A 19,811-nucleotide genomic window follows, 5' to 3' on the forward strand; every position below is an offset into this window, starting at 1 on the left:
CCCGGCCGTGAACCGCCGGTCTCGCACGCTCGACAGATGACGGGCGCCTGATCCTAGGCGATGCGTTCGAAGTCGTTGAGCTTCCAGCTCTTGTCGAACCAGGGCTGGAGCGGGCCGTAGAGCCGGAAGATCGTGAACCAGCTCTTGCCCGGGATGGTCTGGATCCAGTTCGCCGCCCCGTCCGGCCGCTCGGGCGCGAAGTAGAGATCGGTCGAACCGTCGGCGTTCGCCGCCAGGCCCTTGGCGCTGGAGAGGCTGGGGAACTGCTGGTCGGTCTGCAGCATCGAGCGGGTCTGGACGTCGTAGACCAGCACCGACCAGAAGTCCTTGGCCGGAACGCCCGCCGGAACGCGCAGGCGATAGGTCCTGGCGCCGTCCAATGGTCGGCCCGCATCGTCGAAATTGGAGGCGGCGTACTGAGAGCCGATCCCGGGCATGGCGACCGCCATGGCCGGCGTGTTGACGGTCGCGGCGTAGAAAAACAGCGTGCGCGCGTCGAAGTTGCGGGCGCCGTCATTGAGCCATTCGTAGCTTCCGCCGATGAACGGCGTCGTCCACTTGCGGTCCGGGTAGATGTACGCTTCGGGAAGGCGCGTGCGGAAGTCTATCGACCTGGCGGCCGCGTTCCCGACCGCCACGGCGTCCACCAGGATGTTGCGCATCCGCTCGTCGGGGTCGAAGGGCTTGCCCTTCACCAGCCCGACCGCGGCGAAGATGCCGGTCATGTCGGGACCATAGGCGCCGGCCGGTTCCTCCTGGATGATCTGATCGACCTCCTTGAAGAACGCCAGGGTGTTGGCGTGGACCGTGTTCATGGCGCGCCCGGAGAGGTCGATGAAGGTGGTCGGCGGCGGCGCCCCGGCGGCGGCGAGCGGATAGACCCGCAGACTCTGCTTCAGGCTGGCGACGCCGGGGGCGGGGTCGCCCTCCTTCATGAACGCGCGCCCGAACAGCAGATTGCCGAAGGTCGGCGACTGGAAGACGAAGTAGCCGTCCGGCCGGGGGCCGTCGTACCCCGGCGGAACGAACAGATACTTGCCGCCCTTGCCCTTGTCGGGGCCGGCGTTGCCGAGGTCGGTCACATAGCGGAACCAGAAATCGTTCACCACGCCCAGGATCCCGGGCGGGCTTTCCACCACGACCGGTCCGTCCTTCAGGTCGATCCAGTTCCAGAAATAGACGGTCTCGCAGTTGGCCGTGAGGAACAGCGACTTGGAGTCCATCAGGGTTTCGAAGACGCCGACCACGCTGTTCACAGCCCCGACTTCGCGCAGGCCGGTGCGGACCGCCACCATCGACGCCCCGGGTATTCCATTGAGGAAGGCTTCCACGCCGCGCCCGAAATCGATCTGGTCGTAAACCCTCCGGGCGGTTTCCTCGGTCGGAACCCCGTCGGTGAACTCCAGGGGGCCAATCCGGGTATCGACCCGGTCCGGGGTGAGGATCTCCGGCGGAATCGGCGTGGTCATCCGGAGGTTCTGCGTCTGGCTCATGCCGGGGCTCCGCGTGGGGCGACTGAAGCGCGCGATCAGTTGGCGGCGTCGAACGCCTGGGTGCTTAAGTCGGCTCCAGGCCGCGGCCGGGCCATCGGGTGTTCCCCGGGGGGATGGGCGGGCTTTCCACTGAATACGTCGCCAGGGCCGCGAGCGGCCGGGCGAAACCCTGGGGCAAACGCCTGATGGTCACTCCGCGCTGGCTGGCCAGGCGGGCGCGAATGCGGATGGGGCGCCGCGACTTCTCGACGTGCTCACGCCGGAAATGACAAAGCCCAGAACCCCGGGTGGGGCTCTGGGCTCGTCAAACCCCTTGCAGGCAAGGGTTCGTAGTGGTGCCGCCGGGCAGGATTGAACTGCCGACCTCAGCCTTACCAAGCCATCCTAATCCTACGAAGAAGCACGAAAAACTACGTAATATCATTGACATAGTTAGATACCCATACGACGATTTTCGTACCCACCAGGGTCCTGGCGCTTACTATGTGCTTACTGGAAGCGGCCGGGCCAAGGTCGTCAGTCCAATTCTCGGAGATGCCCGCATGGGGCGACGCATCAAGCTCACCAAGCGCTTAGTCGACGCCGCCGGCGCCGGAGCGAAGGACTACTTTCTGTGGGATAGCGAAGTCGTGGGCTTTGGCCTGAAGGTCACCCGGGCGGGGCTGCGCACCTACGTGGTCCAGTACCGGCTGGATGGCCGGTCGAGGCGCTTCAACATCGGACCGCACGGCTCGCCGTGGACGGTGGAGACCGCGCGGGATCGGGCCAGGTCTCTGCACGGCAGGATCGTGGAGGGAGAAGATCCGCAGGCCAGCAAGGTCGTTGACCGCAAGGCTCTGACGGTCGCCCAGATGTGCGATCTCTACCTCAATGAGGGCTTGGCCACTCGCAAGCCGAGTTCGGTCGCAACGGCCAGGCAAGATCTCGACAATCACATCAAGCCGTTGATCGGGACCAAGCGTGCGGCGCTGGTCACTCCTGAGGACGTCGACAAGCTGCTGCTCGCCATCGCGGCGGGCAAGACCGCTAGGCGGGCGAAGACCGGGACCAAGCGTGGCCTCTCGCGAGTCCGCGGGGGAAAGGGCGCCGCCAATTCGGCGATTTCGACCTTGGGGGCGGCGTTCGGTTTCGCCATCCGTCGCGGCGTGCGGCCAGACAACCCGGTGCGCGGAGTACGCAAGTTCCCCGAGAAGAAGCTCGAGCGCTTTCTTTCCCCCAGAGAACTCGCCCGGCTGGGCGAAGCCCTGGCGGCGGCGGAGTCGCTTGGCGTCGAGAACCCGTTCGCCGTCGCCGCCATCCGGCTGCTGGTGCTGACGGGCTGCCGCAAGAACGAAATCCTCGGGCTTCAGCGTAGCTGGGTCGATGTCCACAATAGCTGTCTGCGACTCCCCGACAGCAAGACGGGGGCAAAGGTGGTTCACCTTGGCTCGGCGGCCTTGGAAGTGATCGAGGCAATCCCCGAAGTCGTTGGAAATCCATACTTGCTTCCCGGCCGCGGCGCGGTTGGGCGCATTGCCGACCTGCAGGGCGCCTGGGAGCGCATTCGGGCGGCGGCGGGTCTATCCGACGTTCGGATCCACGACCTTCGCCACGCCTTCGCGAGCCTGGGGGTCGCCGGCGGCGATAGCCTGCTCGTCATTGGCGCTCTACTTGGTCATCGCACGGCAGCCACGACCCATCGCTACGCCCATCTCTCCGATCATCCGCTAAAGTCGGCGGCGGACCGTATCTCTCAGGAAGCCGCCACAATGATGGGTCTGAAGGTGAAGAGTGATCCCAAACCGCTTCGGGCCGATCCGGCAATCGCTGCGCCGGGACAAGGCGGCTTGCTCGGTTCGGTTATCGAAACCAAGTGGCTCGATACGCCTGCAGCGGCCGCCTATCTTGGCCATACCGTCGGTACGCTTCAAACCTATCGGTGGATGGGAACCGGTCCAAGTTTTCGTAAGATCGGGCGGCGGATCGTATATGCGCAGGGCGACTTGGACTCGTGGAGATCGGAGGGTCTCTGGGAGGCCGCGTGATTCCATTTTAGCCTCAGTCGGTATTTCCAGATTGGACCGACTGGATAGGTGAAAAAAGGACAGGAAAATCAGTTCCGCGCCGGTGCGGCCGTTCGCGCCCGCGAGGTCTCAGTTGGGCTCATCGAAGACCTTCGGAGGGTCCGCTTTGGGGCAGCGCGCCCAGAGCCGCGCAGCGGCGGGACCGGGCGTAATCGCGGTCGCTCAACGTTGGGGTTGCGGGTTCGGCCCCGCGAGAAGGGGGAGACGGAGACGCCGTCAGTCGGCTTCGGCTCAAGGGAAGGCTTTCCCCTCATGGATGGTCATCCATGATCTTCCTGATCTCAGCGACCTCAACCTTCGGCAGGAAAATGTGCTCGAGCACCCACGTCAGGACTTGCCGCATTTCCTCGCGGTCAGGCGAGCCGGGAACAGAGTTCTTCAGGTTCTGGATCACGTTGAAGATGCCCCCATTGGTGAAGCCGCCGCCGCGGTTTACCGGCCGGTGCCTCTTGTTGGGGAAGAACGCGACGTTGGCGCGGACGAACGATCGTTTGGCCGAGCTGTGCCCCGGTTGATCGGCCAGCCTTTCAAGGGGCGCGCCGCTATGATCCCGCCACAGGGAAGGACTTTCAGCCAGTTCCTTGACCCAGTCTATCACTTGGCCGTCCGGCAAGGTCTGGCGCAGCAGTCTCACGTGCCGGCGCGCCCAGTAGATGAGGTGATCCGCGCGAAACAGGTCGAGGTCAGAGATGACGTAGCTGTAGGTCGCGTACCGGTTCGGCGCGCTGCCGTAGATGTTGAGCCACTTCACGAAATCGGCGTTGTGGAAGTCGAACATTTTCTCTGCGCCAGCCAGCGCCGGCCGGGTGAAGGCGGGTAGCACCAGACGGCTATCAAGCTTCCGCAGCCTGGCCGTTAGCGTCATCAGATTGTGGTTTGGCTCATTGGCCGTCTGCCCGTTCATCAACAGCGCGGCCTTCAGATACTTCTCGACGGCGTGGAGGGTGAGCCACCAGAAATCGTGCTCCCGTCGCTCGAAGAATGCAGCCCGCGCGCCGACGTAGTTCATGTCCGCCGTGTTCAAAAACATCGAGCGGACAAGGCTGACTTGGCGGGCTTTCGCCCTGAATGTCGTGGCAGATTTCATGTTCAAAACCGAGGTAAATGCCCCCGCCCACCATATCTGGTGTATCGAAAAAAGTTCTACGCATCATCTTGATTGGTCGGAAATCGTCGCCATGTCCCGTGGAGCGCCGCCCTCTGGCGGGGAACTATGAACTACGATCTGTATCAGCCACGGCGCACTTATCTGGCTCAGCTTGCGGCCAATGCCCTTCTCGAGCGCAGCCCGCCGCATTCCGTTCTGCCCCTCCCCAATCCCCTCCGGCCCAGCCCGCTCCTGACCCCCATGATGACTCCGGAAGCTTATCTCCGCCGCATCCTGCAACGGGAAGCGGTCGACACGTCGCTCTTCTCACCTCTCTGGCACGTCCAGGCGGCAATCCTGCCGGTCATCCAGAAATGGGCTAACCGGTTCTTGGTTAGCGTGACGCCCAGCGGGTCGTTTTCCAAGGGAACGGCTAACAAGAGCGGGACCGACATCGACCTGTTCATCTCGCTGTCGCCGGCCACCACCGAGACGCTCAAGGAGATCTACAGCACGCTCGACAACGCGTTTAAGGCAGCGGGCTACGTCACCCGCCGGCAGAACGTCTCGATCAACATTACCGTGGGGGGGCAGTCGGTCGATCTGGTGCCAGGCAAGCTTCAGAACCAATTCCTGGCTGATCACAGTCTATACCGGCGCAAGGCGGACACGTGGACCAAGACCAACGTCAGCGTCCACGCTAACAAGATCATCGCGTCCTCGCGGCTTGAGGAAATCCGGGTCTTAAAGCTGTGGCGCAACCAGAGCGATCTGGATTTCCCGTCTTTCTATCTGGAGTTGACAGTTCTTGACGCGCTGGGCTATCTGACGCCCTACGGCGACGTAGCCAACAACGTGATGAAGGTGTTCGCCTACCTGCGGGACAGCTTCGTAAATGCACGCGTGCAGGACCCGGCCAACACCAACAACATCATCTCAGATGACCTGACCGCGGGCGATAAGCTGAAAGTCCGCGCGGCGGCGATACGGGCGCTGAAGGCGACGAACTGGAATCAGGTCGTCGTATGAGTGAATGGGCGCTCCCAACGCTGTTTGAGGGAGTGCACCAGAGAGTGCATGCCGAGCTTGAGCTCGCCCGCAAGGCGCTCAACCACCCCACGACCAAGGGGGACGCCAGCGAAGCCGTCTGGCTCCACCTCTTCAACACTTATCTGCCGCGCCGCTACCGCGCCGCGAAGGCGCACGTCGCAGACAGTAACAACCGGTTCAGCCTGCAGCTCGATGTCGTCATTTACGACGAGCTGTACACGCCGCCGATCTTCACAATGGGCGCGCAGACTGTGATACCGGCCGAGAGCGTCTACGCGGTATTCGAGGCCAAGCAGACCGCCAACGCCAAGCATCTAGCAGAGGCACACGAGAAGGCTGCGAGCGTCCGCCGGCTTCACCGGACGAGCGCGCCGATTGTGAATGCCGGGGTTTCAGCGGCCGGCCGGAAGCCGGCTCCGATCCTGGCCGGGCTGCTAACGCTGGAGAGCGAATGGTCGCCGCCACTAGGCAACGCTCTCACCGACAGTTTGCGTGCGGCACACCCTGATAGCCACCTCAATGTCGGGTGCGTCGCTGCTCATGGCTATTTCGTGCGCGATGGCGACGAGATCAAAGTCGATCAAGGCGGCAAGGCAGCAACCGCCTTTCTCTTCGAACTGATCGCGCGCCTTCAGGCGCTGGGGACGGTGCCGGCACTGGACGCGCGGGCCTATGCGGGATGGCTGAAATGAGTGCTGGCGGGCAAGGTGACGCGCCGCCGAAAGCGGGGATGATTGTCTCCGGACCGACGCGGCTGATCCTTAATTCCGTGAAGGTTTCAGGCATTGCCGTCTCAACTGGTCGCCCTGGCGAACTGATGAACGTTGCGGCGCGGTACTCCGGGACGTCCGAGATTCATCCCTTTCACAGGATCGCGGCTGGTGTGGTCTCACTCCTCGAACAAAGTGCCGCCCAGGATGGACGGGCGCTGAACCTGATGGCGGCAAGTATGCTGCTTGCAGTCATCAAACCGGATGAGACTGCTCACCTGTACCTGGATGCAGCGCCAGTGATCGTGGTCGGCGCGGGTCAAGCGAGATGTCGAGGCCGGCGCACCCCTGTTCAACAATGATCTGAGTGACATCCTGACCATGGATTTCCCGACCGTGGCGATAGCACCGGACGACTAGGCGATTGTCCTGTTTCGTGAGGGCTTCCGCTACGGCGTGTTTTTCGACCTCGGCCGCGAGTTCGACGCGCGGGTCATGCAGGAAACATGGCGCTGAGCCTGCCATCCCCAGCACGCAGACTGAGTCCACGCCCTAGGCCAGACGCTTAGACAAGCGCGAAAGGTGCCAGCCTTAGAGTCTTTTTTCTGGCTCACGTGATGTCCCGTAGCGGCGCAAGATCGACGTAAACGAGCTGCTGGTCTTTGCGCGGGCCCTTGGGCGTCCCCGCCAACCCTGAAGCTGCGGGCTTTCACCGACCATTTGACCAGCGCGACCCTGCTGGACGCAACCCCGTCCGCAGGTTCCGGCCGGGCTGGTCAATTAAATATCAATGACTGCTTATTGATATGGAGGGATCGGCCGCTTAGGTTGCCAGCCGATGGAGATCGACATGGCTCAGAGTCCCTGGGGCTTCCTGTCCCGCCTGGCGGGCAAGGACAAGCGGCTATCCCTGTCATCTGGCGAAACCGCGGCGATCGCGGACCAGCTCGAGGACGCCATCGCCGCTGACCGGCGGGAGGTGCTGGGCCTCGCCAGCAGCGAACTGGAGGCGTTCTTCCGCCAGTTGCTCCACCTCTCTCCTGCCGGCGGGCAGGCCGCGGCCCGAGGCGCGCCCTCGGCGAGCGATGAGGCCGCGGCAGCCTTCACGCTGGGCCAGGTCAGCTTCGCCCAGACCCTTGCCAGCCGTGCGTACCAGAAAAGCGCTGACGACGCGTTCGTCGATATGATCAAGAGTCCCAAGTACGAGGGCTATGTGCGGGCGCTGGCCGAGCAGCCGCTCAATGGCCAGGATCTGGCGCAGCGCCTGAAAGTCGCGCCGGAAACGGTCAGTCGGCGGCTGCCAGAGCTGCGCGAGATGGGGATTACGGACTTTCGCCGCAGCGGCGTGCAGCTCATCAACTTCCTGACGCCGGCCGCCAAGACTGTGGTCGAAGGTCTTGGCCTAGCGCCGCTTCCCGGAGTCGATGGGCAGCCGGCCGAAGTAAAACGCGCCTTCTTCGTGTTGACGAACGAACTGCCTTCAGTCTTTCAGTCGGCGCCCGGCTTCGCCCCCAAGGCGGAAGCAGCCGGACAGGCGGCTTGAGCGATTTGGGACAGGTCGTCACCTTCTACTCCTTCAAGGGCGGGGTAGGCCGAACTATGGCCGTGGCCAACGTCGCCTACATGGCGGCAAGCAACGGCCTGCGGGTCCTGGCCATGGACTGGGACCTCGAGGCACCTGGGCTTGCCTACTACTTTCGCGGCCACCTTTCGCCTGCCGAACAGGCGTCGTTGCGCGCCCGCCCCGGCGTGCTCGACCTGGCCTGGGACTGGCATGAACACGCTCGGTCGGCGCGTCGATCAAGCGACGTGAATGCGCTCGTCGCGCGCGCGCGCGATCCACAGACCTTCGAAGCCTGCGTTGCGACGCTCATACCCCCATCGCGGCTGGATGGGGAGGGAACCCTGGACCTGATCGGAGCCGGGGCAGCGTCTCGGCCCGGCCGCTCCCCTGAGCTCTATGAGGAGGCGCTAATGCAGCTCTCCTGGCAGAGCTTCTTCGCGGAAGAGGCTGGCGGACAGTTGATCGATGGCCTGCGCGACTGGGCGCGAAGCGCCTATGATCTGGTACTCATTGACAGCCGCACCGGCTTTGCGGATGTGGCCGGGGTCTGCACCATGCAGCTGCCCGACACGGTCGCGCTGTGCTTCATCCTCAATCGGCAGAACGTCGAAGGCGTCGCAAAGGTGGCGGCCGCCATCGGCGCGACGCGCGGCGACGAGGTGACGCTGCGCCTCGCGCCCATGCGGCTCGCACGATCGGACACGCGCGAGGAGGCCGACGCGAAGGCCTGGGCGCGGCAGGAACTGCGCGAGGTGGGCGGACTATCGCCAGCTCTGTTCGACGAGGGCATGGAACGGCTGGGAGTGCGCAGCGCCGATGGCGTGCCCTTCTATGAAAGCCTCGCTGCCTTCATTCCCCCCGATCCGCTGGTCGATGTGCTCTCGCTGAACTACCTCTCGTTGGCCAGCGCCATCGTCGGGCGCCGGCTCACGATGCAACCGATCGATCCCGATTGGCGCGAGCTTGTGCGCAGGCGCCTCGAGCCGACGCTGGCGACGCCCGCCTACGTCCGCGATCTTTTGACGGCCGAGCCGACGCGCGCGGCCCAGGAACTCAAGGCGCTGATCACGGCGGCCGTCGGGCAGACCGAACGCTTGGAACCGGAATACCTGGCCGCGCTCACCGAGACGGCGTTCGAGCTTTGGGAAGGCGGACAGGACGAAGCCGAGAACCTTACGGACGATCTGCTCGGCGAGCTGGTCGACCTGCTGCACGCCCATGCCAAGGATGATCCCGCCCCCCTGCGGGACCTCCTGGTCGAGACGGTCGAACGGTACAGAGAGATGGTGCATCCTCATGACAGCGTCGAGGCCGAGATCGCAGAGCTTGTCGAACTGGACGCACTCTACCCACGAGAACCCACCTCGCCGCGGTCGGCGCTTGTTCAAGCCGGGCTCAAGCGCAGCCTGAGCCGCGCCCATGTGGCGCGGGGCGACTATGACCAAGCCCTAAACGCGGCAAATTCCGCGATGCACTTACTCAAGGGGCACCACCAGGCGCCCTTGAACGACGACCGTTTCGCAATGGCCGTCGTTGATACGCTCCGGCTGATTGGCCGGATTTCTTCAGTGCGGGGCGATGTCCACGCCGCAATCGAAGCCTTCACCTCAGCTCTTCAAGAGGTGCAGGCATGGACGACAACGGGACCTTACTTCGATCGGGTCGCGCTCGACCTGCATAGTCAGCTTGCGATTCTGCTGACCGAATACGACCCGACCCGCGCAGCGGAACATGCCATCATCGCGATCGAAGCCCCGAGCTGGCGCTCTGGCGCCTTCGTATCCCGTCTCGAACGTATGGCCGACGCTGTCATGTCGCCGGCCGATACGGAGCGGTATGCGCAGCGCTTTGCGCGCGGTCTTCTTACCCTCGCGTCTCGGCGAAGCGCGGGCCTGCCCCTTAATACGCGCAACCCTGCGGCTGCAAGCGCCGTCACCCTCGCCGCGGCGCGCGTGGCACCAGCGCTTGGTCCGAACGACAAAGACATCTTAGCGAAACTGGCGATGGAGATTCTGCGCATGTGGTCGCAGATCCTATCCCGCCACGAGGCGCACGCCCGCAGCGTTCTTCTGGACGGCGCGCCGCAGGACGCCCTGCGCCAGCTCGCGGCCATCTGCGCGGACTTCGGCCTGGACGACCATGCTGAAAGCCTGGCCAATCTGTCCTCACGGGCCGTGACGCCCTCCGACGATCGACCTGCACATGGCGATGGATGATCCCGCCATCGGCGACTGGCGAAAGCTGGACAGCCCGGCCGACCTGTTCGTGGAGATCTGGCGGCAGGCCTCGACCTGGAGCCCGACCGATCGGCATGCGACGCCCAGGCCCGAGGAGGGGATTCTCAAGGAACTTGAGGCGGCCTGCGCCCAATCTGTGGGCGCGGCCGCACTAGGCGGGATTCTCGACATCGTTGCAGACCAATGGCCCGCTGCGGACGACTATGAAGCCAAGCAGTTTCGCCGCGGCCTGTTCCTGGCGGTGCTTGAGGCCATCGATACAGCGTTCTCCGCTATCCACCCCAGAACGCCGGTCCTGCGTCCCAGCACCGTGGGTCGGGCAAGTGCGCCCGCCTGGCTGGAGAGCCTGGCGCGCGAGCGTCTGATCCGAGGCGCCTATGTGACGATGCCGGACCAGCTGCTGATCCCGCACGGCCCCCTGCTGCGCACGTCGCGAGGCTCATCAGCGTCATGCGGCGACACCCTAGCGGACAACTTCCGGGCCCTGACCGTCGCCCCGACCGAGGGAAGGCAGGCGGAACGGCCTATCAGGGTGCGGATGCTGGTGGTCGGCGAGGATCTCGCCCGCGGCGTGGGGCGAGTAGCAGCGCCCGGTGCTGAGAGGCTAATCTTCATTCCGCTGGCCGAGAACGCGGACGAACTGGAGCTCACCGAGCGCGAGGTCCACGCGCGGTGCTTCGTCGATGTTCAACCGACCCGGTTCGATCCCGCCCAGCGCCTTCTTGACGCCCTCTGGGCGGCCGACGTCTGCGACCTGGCTCTCGCGCCCGAACTCACAATGCCCGAGGCCGGCTTCGACATGCTCGCCTCGGCCCTCGCCGGCGCGGCGACGACGACGCACCGCGTGCTGCTGGCCGGATCGGGATTGACCGAAGGCAAGCACGAGGATGGGCGCGCCTGGAATGAAGCACGGCTGCTGAACGGGGCCGGCGCCGAACTCTTTCGCCAGCGAAAGGTGTGGCCGTTCGGCATGGCGCGCCAGCGCGCCGAGGATTACGGATTGGCCGACCCTGGGCTGGACGGAATGGTCATGGAAGACGTCGCCGCCGGCGACGAGCTGGTGGTCGCCGACCTCGGCGGCCTTGGCCGCTGCGTGGTGTTGATCTGCCAGGACATCCAAGCCCGCCCGCTCGTCGACGAGGTCGTCAGGGTCTTTCAGCCGGATTGGGTGCTTACACCCATCCTCGATGGTCCGATCACGGAACATGGCTGGTGCAGACAGCGGGCCTTCGGCCTCTCGCCTGCGGCCCAGACACGCTATGTGGTCGCCAACAGTCTCAGCCTGGCCCTGCGCTCGCCGGCTGCCGATCCCGCCGCCCCCCCGCCGGTCGGCCTCGTCGTCGGTCCGCTTGCGCCAGCCGCGGACGGTGACGCAGTGCCCGAGGATCTGGAGCGGGTGACAGCCCTGGCCCAGATCACGCCCGGCTCCTCGCCTAAGTTCGCAGCCTTGACCTGGCGCGACGGCTCGATCCACTGGCGGCAGATTACCATCGGCAGCGCCTAGCCAGGGCTCCGTGCCGTGCGAAAAACCCGCGGCCGACTCGGCCAAGCGCTAGTCGTCCCGCTTGAGGCCCGTTCAGCCGCCGGCGAAGTCAAACCGGCCCCTGCGGAGATCGTGCCGGCGAGGCGGCCATGAGTGCAGCAAGGCGCCAGCGGGGCCCACTCCTAGCATTCATCGCTGATAGCACTCCGCGCTTGCAACTATGCTGTCGGCACTCTCCGTCGCTGTCGTGAATGTCGGCTTACTGGCTCCACGCGTATGTCCGGAACTGGCGCTCTGCTGAAGTGTAGGGTGGTAGGCGAAGGCCGTGTTGACCCCGATTTCAGAGGAAGCCAGGCTTCGCGCATGAGCTGGTTCTCAAGAATTTTTGCAGTTCTCGCCGTCTCGCTGATTTGGGTCGGCTCGGGTCTAGCATTTGACCTTAACGATGCGGACCGCATCGATAGTATGATTCAATTACCCGCCGGGGCGCACCCGCGTGAGAGCTACATCCGCTATTACCTCAGCGCAGATGTGCAGACAGGCGACGATCTGCCCTTCACATCGATGCGCGACGATTTCGAGTTCACGCCCGGGCGGCTGATAATCGGAATGCTTGTGCTTCCAGGCGAATTCGGCGTCGGTGGCGAGCCGAGCGTCCGTGTCGTGCAGTCGGCCTCGGAACTACCATACGCAGTTCACGGCGGATGTCGCGCGGTCAACATTCTCGCGGATTTGAACGGTCACACTCTCGGCAGTTGGTGCAACATCGACCAAGACACGCGGCGGTCCGACAAATCCCTCCAATCCGGGGGGAGGTACGGAAAACAAGAGAAATGAAATACGCTCGTGCACAGGGACGCGCATTTGTTAGGGGTAGGCTTTGAAGAAGAGGCTGAAAGTCGGTGATGTTATTCAAATTCCCGTCGCAGAATATCGGGTAAGTTACGCCCAACTGTTGATTGCGCGCGACGTATTGTTCGTGCTCGTGGGTTCGAAGCTTTGGATGGCCGCTGACGGCGTTCCAAAAAATACATCGGATCTAGACCCGATCTTTTGGGCATGGACATTGGACGCAAAGATATATCATGGGCACTGGGCAGTCGTTGGAAACTGGCCCGTTCAAATGGACGAATGCGACTTACCTATCTACAAAGTTGGCTATGAGGGGCGAGTTTTCCTTGAGAGCTTCTCCGGTCAGAAGCTTCGGGAAGCGTCTTCAGAAGAAGTCGAGCGCGTCCCGTATCGAACGACGATTTCGCCCATTGCGATCGAACGATGCATCAAACGGTTGCACGGCTTGTCCCAGGATGATGTGCCGCTGGATGAGTGTTTGATTGCGAATACCGTAGTCTTGTCAGACGTTGTCTAGTCGGTTTTGTGCGCCGCGCGTGCGCGTGCGCGTGCGCGTGCGCGTGCGCGTGCGCGTGGGCGTGGGGCAGCGCCGACTTGCCAGTCCCCCGTCGGGGGCGGTCTGATCGCCGCCGGCCGTGAGACCGGAATGGCCAAGGCCGTGAGAGGTCAGCTCCGCCTCGCAAAGGCGCACAATAAGCTGCCGCAGGGTCTCGTCCCCGAGCCCGACCACATCGTCCGCAGTGACGCGCAAAGGACCCAAGCGCTAGGATTCCAGGGTTCGCAGGGTGTCGCGGCCGAATGGGCTCAAGCGACGGGCGACGCCCGCTCCGAATGAAGCGACTTCAGCGCGTGATGATCCCGAAGGCTCGGAGCTATCCTGCTGGTGCACTGGCCGCCCTCCGAGCTCGTGCTTCATGCCACGGTCAGTGATAGCCAAGCTTTCGCGACAATCAATTCCGCAGCTCCCGCCGGATGGCAACCATTGCGCGCGGCGCGATCGATCTCGCGCAACTGCGGCCAGGGCGTCGCCAGCCATCATCATCGCCCTTGAGCCAAGTTGCCAGGTCCGCTTCAAGGTCGTCGAAAACCTTGCGAAAAGCCGCAATCAGCCGCCGGACCTCGAAGCGAAGCAAGGCACGGCATTGGCGAATGCTAGGCGAATGTCTGCTGTCCGCTCCAGTGCCAATTTCCGCAATTGGCGCCAACCGGCACTCTCGAAGGCGGGTGATCGCCGCCCCCGAAGCAGTCGGGGCAGGGTGGAAGCCAGACCTTGGGAACAGTCAGTCGAGGGACACCCCTACGGCGGAGATCTCGCCGCCGCGCATGACGTAGTCTGCTGCAGTCTCGCGCCTGATGACTCGTGCTTCCCCGCCACAGCGTGGGCAGGCGTAGACCAGCTCCGGCGGCCTGTAGGACCGCCGGAACGCACTGAAATCGGCTGTTGCCGGAGGGACGACAGGCCTCTCGGCCCGGATCAAGGGAACGGGACTGAACTTCCTCCCAAGCTCTGCACTGATCCGCTCAGCGAACTGGGCGCGTCCAGCGTTGTCGTCTCCCATCTCAGCGGGGAGGCGTTCGCCGATGACGATTTCGCCGGTTTCCATTGCAGTGGCCGTCTCAAGGCCTGCCGTCACCATGTCGCTGTCGCCTGAGAAAACAAAGGTGGCGACCTCGCCCCCACACGACCCACAACGAAGCTCTTCGACTTGCCCCTCAATGCACCTCACAGCTGCCTCCGCCTGCTACAGCCCAGTGACCAGGAAGCTGACGCTCCCAACTTCCGCAAGGGCTGGTTAGCGGTCATTGCTCTGCACCGCGAGCCGGTGGCATCCTTAGCCGATGAACGCAGAAATTCGCCAACGCATCACGTTCGCTGATGGCGGTGCAATTACACTGTACGATTGGATGGACGAAGCGGTTAGCGACGGGCGGAACCTCATCCGCACGGACGCAACGGGCGGAGAGATATGGCGAGCTACGCCCCCGCTCGTGGGGCACAACGACTGCTTTACGAACATTCTGCCAGACCCGCACCGCCTGAAGCTTGGCACGTGGTGTGGCTATGAGGTTGCCGTCGATGTTGGGACAGGCGACGTGACGGTCATCTCGTTCACGAAGTGAGGCCCGCACGGGATGCGCGACGCACCTCCGACGTGGTGCGAGGGACGAAGTTGCGACCTGCCGGCAGATCGGCGAGCATTGAACAATGGAGCACTACTTCAGCCACGCTGAGCGACGGGCGCAACTGGAACGGTTTGTTGCTGCGCTGGACGACCTAATACCCGTGCTTGGAGCGACGCCAGGCTACAACGGCCACGCCCCGACATTCCAGGCCGCGAGGGACCAAGCGGTGGCCCTTCTCAACGACGGCTTCGAGCAGGCTGAACTTTCGGAACTGGCCCGCGCCGTCCCAACTCTATTTCACCCCAAGGAAGATCCGCCCCTCGAGCCGACTGCCGAGCCGGGGGGATGGCGAGAGCCGGATTGGTATCGAAGTCTGATTGCTAAGTTGCAGCCTACTTTCGCGGCCGCAGAAGCGCTCCGTTCCATCGGCTATCGGACTTAGGTTCGAACGTCCGCTATCGGTCGGTTGTGGTCGAAATCCTGCCATCCATCTGCAGACCCGTCGTTGAGTCCGCTTTTGGGGCGGAGGCGAATGTCTGCAAATGGCGCCGAGCCGACATCTCTGGCGCTTCGCATTTCGTTGCCCCGAAGCGGACGTCGCGAGCGGCTGGGCAGGGTGGAAAGCGGGCGTCCGTCGCGGCGTATGTGCAAATCGCGCTGGTGACCGCTAAGCTTTGGAATGAGCTGCTGACTATTGGTGGATGCGGGAGGCGAGTGGGTTGCGCGCGTTGTCTATTGTCAATCCGGCCGGGACGCGGATCGCCGAGGGGGAGAAGACGATCGAGGTGCGCCGGTGGCGACCGGACCTCTCGGCCGATGAAGATCTCATCATCGTTGAGAACGGGCGGTATCTCTTGCGCGACGAGGACGCAGACGGGCGGGTAGTTGCGATTGTGCGCGTCAGAGCCGTGCGGCCATGGACACCTTTGGACTTGAAGGCCTCGTGTGCCTCGACATTCCAGGAGGGGTGGCTGGCCTGGGACCTTCATGCCGTTCGTCCCGTCACCTCCAGTACGCCTGTACCGGCGGCCCGCGGCCTCTATGGGCTCGCCCTACCGGCCGACGCCATTGTCGGTCCCGCCTTGCAAGTCTGACAGTCCGCAACGGGTCGGATTCAGCTGACCACGCCTTTCCCCACAGCAGACCTTCAAGTGAGTCCGCTTCCGGCCTTGCATCCGATGTCCGGTAGGGGCGCGAAGGAGAAGCCGCAAAGCATGAGCATCGAGTCCTGCGGAAGCCGTGTTGACCTCCATTTCGCAGGAAGACAAGTTTGTCGAATGGTCTGGTTTATAGAACGCTAGCAGCCGCCCCGGCGCTTGGCTCACCCGCAAGCTTCTTGGCGAGCTTGTCGAAGCAGTTGGCGACGCTCCAAGGCGCCCCTCGTCTACAAGAAGTCGATCGCCTGTGAGCCGCTATTGGGACGGCAATCGCCGCCGGATGAGGCGAAGGGCCGATCGGCCCAAACCCTAATCTGCAATTCCCGCGCTCTGACGCGCGCCTGTCCCACCGCGGACTGGGCATCTACAGTGGAAATCCTCACAAACCCGATCTGCGCATAGGCCTTCGCCAGACTGCCGAAACGGCGGTGGTAGTGGTCGGTGCTGGGGATGTTCGGATCGGCGTCGATCAGGCGGGGGCTGAGGTCGCGCTCGCGCAGGAACAACCGGGCCAGGCCGCAAAGCAACGCCTCCTCCGAGAGCCTGCGCTTCGGGAAGTGCTTGGGCGGGGCCTGGCCGATCAGGGCGAACGCGGCCCTGAGGCTGCCGAAGCGCCGCCGATAGCTTCGATGGTGAGGCACGCCCAGCGCCTTGAGCTGAGGCTCGCTGACGGCCCCATGCACTTGCGCGATCGGCCGCAGGGCCGCCAGCAGGGCTTCGTCGTCCGGCGCACGCTCCACCCGCAAGGCAGCCTGGACCGCATCGAACAGCGTCCTGGGCACGAGGGCCGGCCCGGCGCCGGGGGCGACGATCCATGCGCTCTCTGAAGTCGCGCGCCGCGCGCCGCCGAGCGGGGTCGTGCGGCGTTGGCTGTGCAGATCGCCCATGTACTTGGGATTGCGCAGGATGTGCCGGACCCGCTCGCCCGACCACCGTCCGCCGCTCGGCGAGGCGATCGCCTCCTGGTTCAGGCGGGTTGCGATCGCGCCGGCGCTCAGCCCCTCCTTGCCGCAGAGCCTGAACATCCGTCGCACGACGTCCACCTCCTCGGCCGGTCCCGGGACAAGGATGGTGCGCAGCTGGCGGTCGGCGTTGCGCTCCCCACGGGCGAGAACCCGGCCGGGCGCGCCATCCGCGCCGACGATCTGGCGGGTGAGCCCGTAGCCAGGCTCGCCATACAGCCAGTAGCCTTGCGCGGCGTATCGCCGTTGGGCCGAGCGGACCTTCTCGCCGAGGTCTCGCGAGAACTCGGCGGCCATGGCCCGCTTGAGCGCCTTCATCAGGACGTCGGAAGCACTGCCGGCGCTCCCGAAAGCCTCGGCGCAGTACTCGATGCGCACCCCTTCCTGGCTGCAGAGGAATTCATAATGGGCCGCCTCGTCGGGATCCTGGAAACGACCCCAGCGGCTGACGTCGTAGACCAAGATCGCCTCGAAGTCGGCCTGGCCGCCCAGAACCGTCGCGAGCAGTTCAGCAAAGGCCGGCCGCCTCTTGGCGCCGACGCCGCTCACGGCCGCGTCCTCATAGCTGCGGATGATGTCGTAGGCTCGGCGCTGGGCATGGACAGCTATGGCCGCGGCCTGATGCTCCAGCGAATGGGGCTGCTGGGGCGTCGACATCCGCAGGTACTGCACCGCCCGGACGCGGGGCGCCGGGCGCGCGCGCTTGGCGCGCCTCACTTGGGATGCGCCTTGCGGCGGCGCGTCGCGTGGCCCTTGGCGGCCGCGGCCGAGCGCCGCTTCGCGCGCGCGGGCTCCGGATCATAGCCGATCAGCTCGTAGGCAGCCTTCAGGCTGCCGAACCGGTTGGCGTAGGTGGCCGGGCAGGGGATCCCTTCCGCCGCCTTGATGATCTGGCTCGTCAGCCGTCCTCGACGCCGCGCCAGCGCATTGAGGCGGGCCAGCATCTCGGCGTCGTCGATCATCAGCATGCGATTGGCGATCTTGCGCGCGGCTAGCGCCTGGGTCTCGGCGCTGACCATCCTGGTCGCGGTCCGGGCCATCACCCAGTCTTGCCGCCGGGGTCTGCGCAGCGAGCCGCCTAGCGGCTTCATCGTCCGGCCAAACGCCTGCAGGCCCGCATAGATGGGATTGGTCAGCACGTTGTTCACGTGCTGGAAGGACCAGGGGCGGCCGTCTGCGTAGAACGCGCCCTCAGCGTTCAGGAGCCGGACGATCGCCGTGCGGCTGAGGCCCTCTTCCAGGAAGAGTCGATAGATGCGCGCGACGAGCACCTGCTCTTCAGGCGGGCCCGGTACGAGTACGACCTTGTCGGAGGCGAGCGCCTTGTGCTGGCCAGGCTCGAGGATGGCAAGGATCTCGCCGTCATCGCCGACCAGCGCGCGCCGCAGGCCATAGCCCGTGGGGCCGCCCTGCCAGAGGCCAAGGGCGGCGTAGCGGCGCTGAGCGCCGGCCACCGTCTGGGAGAGGTGGCGGCTATACTCGGCGGCCATCACGCGCTTGACCTGCTTGAGGAGCGCGCTGCTCACCCCGTCCGTCCCGAAGGATTCGGCGCAATACTCGATCGCGACGCCCTCCTGGCGGCACACATATTCGTAGTGGGCGCTCTCGTCGGGATTCTGGAAACGGCCCCAGCGGCTGACGTCGTAGACTAGGATGACGTCGTAGTCCGCCGCGCCGCCCACGACATCGGCCAGCAACTGCTGCAGTCCCCGGCGGCCCGCCGCTGTCAGGCCGCTGACGCCGGCGTCTTGGTAGGTGCGCACGATGGAGAGCCCGCGCGCCTTAGCATAGGCGGCGATCGCATCGGATTGTGCGCCGAGCGCATAGCGCTGCTGGTCGGTCGAGACGCGCAGATATTCCGCGGCGCGTCCCGCCTGCGCCCCCATCCTCAGACTCCCGCGATCCGCAGGATGCGGCGCGCCTGATGGGGTGGGATGATCGCCGTGATGTGCGCCGCCCAGCGGATCTTGGCGTTCTCGCGGGTCGGGCCCGCGACGCTTTCGAGGTCGAAGCGTCCGCTGCGCGAACCGCGCAGGAGCCGCTTGACGAGGACCTCTCCCTCCAGGGTCTCGACCACCACCACGTGGCCGAACATGTCAGGCGTCGGCGGGGTGCGCTGGTCCTCGAAATAGATCAGGCCGCCCTCGTCGGCGACGCCGCGCATGGAATGGCCGACGATCTGCAGGGCGACCGCCTTGTCGGTGCCGCCGGGGGGCAGGGGGACGAGATCGCCGGCGTCCTGGCCGGTTGCGAACAACACGCGCCCTTCGGTGTCCGCACCGACCTTTCCGATCACCGGCACAAGGATCTCGCTTGGGGGACGCGCAGGTGGTGCGTCCGCATCTGTCGGCGCGATACCCTCATGTAGCCAAAGGAAGTCGACACCGAAGGCCTCGGCGTAGCGTTTGGCCATCCTGTAGGAGAAGACAGCGTTGCCGTTCTCGTTGGACGAGTAGGTGTTGCGGTTCCATTGGAAATGTGTGGCGGCGCCGGCGGCGGTCTCGAAACCGGCCTGCAGGCGCGCCTCCTTCAATCTGCGGGCGCGGGCCTGTTCCGGTCGCTGAAGAATGTCGGTGGAGGGCATGGCGTGTATATATCATACAGTTTCGGCTAGCCAACTGGCTGTATAGAACATACAGTGAACATATGGTCACGCGTTCGAAACCCCCACCTCCGCCCGCCAGGGACTCGATCTCGGTTGAGCTCGGCGACTGGTTCAAAGCCCACGCTACTGGGGCTGGCGTCATCGCCATTCCCTTCGTGGTTCTCGCCATTCTCGCCGCAGCTCTGGCGCGCTGGTTCCTGTAGTTTCGAACGGGGGCCGCCGTTGCGCTTGTGCTGGCGGGGCGAGAAGAATTGTCCGCGACCGCGCCTGACGGTGTCGCGTCAGTGTCTGGCGAAGTCCGGTCCCTCTTAAGGGGCGAGCGAACGGGCGCGCCTATCGGTGCTTCGTGGGGAACGCGGGCCTTGTTCCACCAAGTTCGTAGCGCCGATCAGTTTGCGATGAGGCCTGCGTTGGCGCCTGCCCC

17 protein-coding genes are annotated in these 19,811 nt (G+C 64.7%); 11 read left to right on the forward strand and 6 right to left on the reverse strand.

What is annotated here, in order from left to right:
* Window positions 1-53 precede the first annotated feature (53 nt).
* Window positions 54-1,493 carry a DUF1254 domain-containing protein gene (locus RTL41_RS14730; protein ID WP_312165772.1) on the reverse strand — a complete coding sequence of 480 codons (1,440 nt, stop codon included), beginning with the start codon at window positions 1,491-1,493 and terminating at the stop codon, window positions 54-56.
* 542 nt (window positions 1,494-2,035) lie between these two features.
* Here RTL41_RS14730 and RTL41_RS14735 point away from each other — a divergent pair.
* Complete coding sequence (locus RTL41_RS14735) at window positions 2,036-3,517, forward strand: tyrosine-type recombinase/integrase (protein WP_312165774.1); 1,482 nt, start codon at window positions 2,036-2,038, stop codon at window positions 3,515-3,517.
* 289 nt (window positions 3,518-3,806) lie between these two features.
* Here the strand turns inward: RTL41_RS14735 and RTL41_RS14740 are convergent, their stop codons facing one another.
* On the reverse strand, window positions 3,807-4,565 hold the full coding sequence (locus RTL41_RS14740; protein ID WP_312165776.1) for a hypothetical protein: 759 nt from the start codon (window positions 4,563-4,565) through the stop codon (window positions 3,807-3,809).
* 204 nt (window positions 4,566-4,769) lie between these two features.
* Here RTL41_RS14740 and RTL41_RS14745 point away from each other — a divergent pair, with 204 nt between their 5' ends.
* The 8 genes from RTL41_RS14745 to RTL41_RS14780 all read left to right on the forward strand — a co-directional run bounded on the left by RTL41_RS14745 (window position 4,770) and on the right by RTL41_RS14780 (window position 13,056).
* The gene (locus RTL41_RS14745) at window positions 4,770-5,672 is read left to right on the forward strand and encodes a nucleotidyltransferase domain-containing protein (protein WP_312165778.1); all 903 of its coding nucleotides are present in this window, start codon (window positions 4,770-4,772) and stop codon (window positions 5,670-5,672) included.
* 44 nt (window positions 5,673-5,716) lie between these two features.
* Window positions 5,717-6,385, forward strand: coding sequence for a DUF6602 domain-containing protein (locus tag RTL41_RS14750; RefSeq protein WP_312165780.1), 669 nt, complete (start codon window positions 5,717-5,719; stop codon window positions 6,383-6,385).
* Window positions 6,382-6,765 (forward strand): hypothetical protein, encoded by a 384-nt coding sequence (locus RTL41_RS14755; protein WP_312165782.1) that lies wholly within the window; start codon window positions 6,382-6,384, stop codon window positions 6,763-6,765. Before RTL41_RS14750 ends, RTL41_RS14755 begins: the two co-directional genes overlap by 4 nt.
* A gap of 476 nt (window positions 6,766-7,241) precedes the next feature.
* Complete coding sequence (locus tag RTL41_RS14760; RefSeq protein ID WP_312165783.1) at window positions 7,242-7,946, forward strand: helix-turn-helix domain-containing protein; 705 nt, start codon at window positions 7,242-7,244, stop codon at window positions 7,944-7,946.
* Window positions 7,943-10,183: a KGGVGR-motif variant AAA ATPase gene (locus tag RTL41_RS14765; RefSeq protein ID WP_312165785.1), complete on the forward strand. Its 2,241-nt coding sequence runs from the start codon at window positions 7,943-7,945 to the stop codon at window positions 10,181-10,183. The genes RTL41_RS14760 and RTL41_RS14765 overlap by 4 nt, the downstream gene beginning before the upstream one ends.
* Complete coding sequence (locus tag RTL41_RS14770; RefSeq protein WP_312165786.1) at window positions 10,170-11,708, forward strand: hypothetical protein; 1,539 nt, start codon at window positions 10,170-10,172, stop codon at window positions 11,706-11,708. Before RTL41_RS14765 ends, RTL41_RS14770 begins: the two co-directional genes overlap by 14 nt.
* A 342-nt stretch (window positions 11,709-12,050) precedes the next feature.
* Window positions 12,051-12,524: a hypothetical protein gene (locus RTL41_RS14775; protein ID WP_312165788.1), complete on the forward strand. Its 474-nt coding sequence runs from the start codon at window positions 12,051-12,053 to the stop codon at window positions 12,522-12,524.
* Between the two features lie 43 nt (window positions 12,525-12,567).
* Window positions 12,568-13,056 (forward strand): hypothetical protein, encoded by a 489-nt coding sequence (locus tag RTL41_RS14780; protein ID WP_312165789.1) that lies wholly within the window; start codon window positions 12,568-12,570, stop codon window positions 13,054-13,056.
* 763 nt (window positions 13,057-13,819) lie between these two features.
* Here RTL41_RS14780 and RTL41_RS14785 read toward each other — a convergent pair.
* Entirely contained in the window at window positions 13,820-14,266 is a 447-nt protein-coding gene (locus RTL41_RS14785; RefSeq protein ID WP_312165791.1) for a hypothetical protein, read from the reverse strand.
* Window positions 14,267-14,745: 479 nt separating this feature from the next.
* On the opposite strand from RTL41_RS14785, the gene RTL41_RS14790 reads away from it, so the two are divergent.
* The gene (locus RTL41_RS14790) at window positions 14,746-15,105 is read left to right on the forward strand and encodes a hypothetical protein (RefSeq protein ID WP_312165792.1); all 360 of its coding nucleotides are present in this window, start codon (window positions 14,746-14,748) and stop codon (window positions 15,103-15,105) included.
* Between the two features lie 277 nt (window positions 15,106-15,382).
* Window positions 15,383-15,757, forward strand: coding sequence for an ASCH domain-containing protein (locus RTL41_RS14795; protein WP_312165793.1), 375 nt, complete (start codon window positions 15,383-15,385; stop codon window positions 15,755-15,757).
* 290 nt (window positions 15,758-16,047) lie between these two features.
* Here RTL41_RS14795 and RTL41_RS14800 read toward each other — a convergent pair whose 3' ends face one another.
* From RTL41_RS14800 to RTL41_RS14810, 3 genes are read right to left on the reverse strand one after another with little or no spacing between them, the layout of a single operon-like run.
* Entirely contained in the window at window positions 16,048-17,499 is a 1,452-nt protein-coding gene (locus RTL41_RS14800; RefSeq protein ID WP_312165794.1) for a recombinase family protein, read from the reverse strand.
* A complete protein-coding gene (locus RTL41_RS14805; RefSeq protein WP_312165796.1) occupies window positions 17,496-18,668 on the reverse strand; it encodes a recombinase family protein in 1,173 nt (390 codons plus the stop codon). Before RTL41_RS14805 ends, RTL41_RS14800 begins: the two co-directional genes overlap by 4 nt.
* A 2-nt stretch (window positions 18,669-18,670) precedes the next feature.
* Window positions 18,671-19,366 (reverse strand): peptidase S24, encoded by a 696-nt coding sequence (locus RTL41_RS14810; RefSeq protein WP_312165797.1) that lies wholly within the window; start codon window positions 19,364-19,366, stop codon window positions 18,671-18,673.
* Between the last annotated feature and the right edge of the window lie 445 nt (window positions 19,367-19,811).

Origin of the sequence: Phenylobacterium sp. (assembly GCF_031984885.1) — a bacterium.
Lineage (GTDB): Bacteria > Pseudomonadota > Alphaproteobacteria > Caulobacterales > Caulobacteraceae > Phenylobacterium.

What these genes read in the sequence shown, in the direction of transcription:
- RTL41_RS14770 (WP_312165786.1), top strand. Translation starts at nt 10,170, where the DNA reads ATGGCGATGGATGATCCCGCCATCGGCGACTGGCGAAAGCTGGACAGC.
- RTL41_RS14810 (WP_312165797.1), bottom strand. Translation starts at nt 19,366, where the DNA reads ATGCCCTCCACCGACATTCTTCAGCGACCGGAACAGGCCCGCGCCCGC.
- RTL41_RS14745 (WP_312165778.1), top strand. Translation starts at nt 4,770, where the DNA reads ATGAACTACGATCTGTATCAGCCACGGCGCACTTATCTGGCTCAGCTT.
- RTL41_RS14790 (WP_312165792.1), top strand. Translation starts at nt 14,746, where the DNA reads ATGGAGCACTACTTCAGCCACGCTGAGCGACGGGCGCAACTGGAACGG.
- RTL41_RS14740 (WP_312165776.1), bottom strand. Translation starts at nt 4,565, where the DNA reads ATGAACTACGTCGGCGCGCGGGCTGCATTCTTCGAGCGACGGGAGCAC.
- RTL41_RS14735 (WP_312165774.1), top strand. Translation starts at nt 2,036, where the DNA reads ATGGGGCGACGCATCAAGCTCACCAAGCGCTTAGTCGACGCCGCCGGC.
- RTL41_RS14775 (WP_312165788.1), top strand. Translation starts at nt 12,051, where the DNA reads ATGAGCTGGTTCTCAAGAATTTTTGCAGTTCTCGCCGTCTCGCTGATT.
- RTL41_RS14760 (WP_312165783.1), top strand. Translation starts at nt 7,242, where the DNA reads ATGGAGATCGACATGGCTCAGAGTCCCTGGGGCTTCCTGTCCCGCCTG.
- RTL41_RS14805 (WP_312165796.1), bottom strand. Translation starts at nt 18,668, where the DNA reads ATGGGGGCGCAGGCGGGACGCGCCGCGGAATATCTGCGCGTCTCGACC.
- RTL41_RS14755 (WP_312165782.1), top strand. Translation starts at nt 6,382, where the DNA reads ATGAGTGCTGGCGGGCAAGGTGACGCGCCGCCGAAAGCGGGGATGATT.
- RTL41_RS14730 (WP_312165772.1), bottom strand. Translation starts at nt 1,493, where the DNA reads ATGAGCCAGACGCAGAACCTCCGGATGACCACGCCGATTCCGCCGGAG.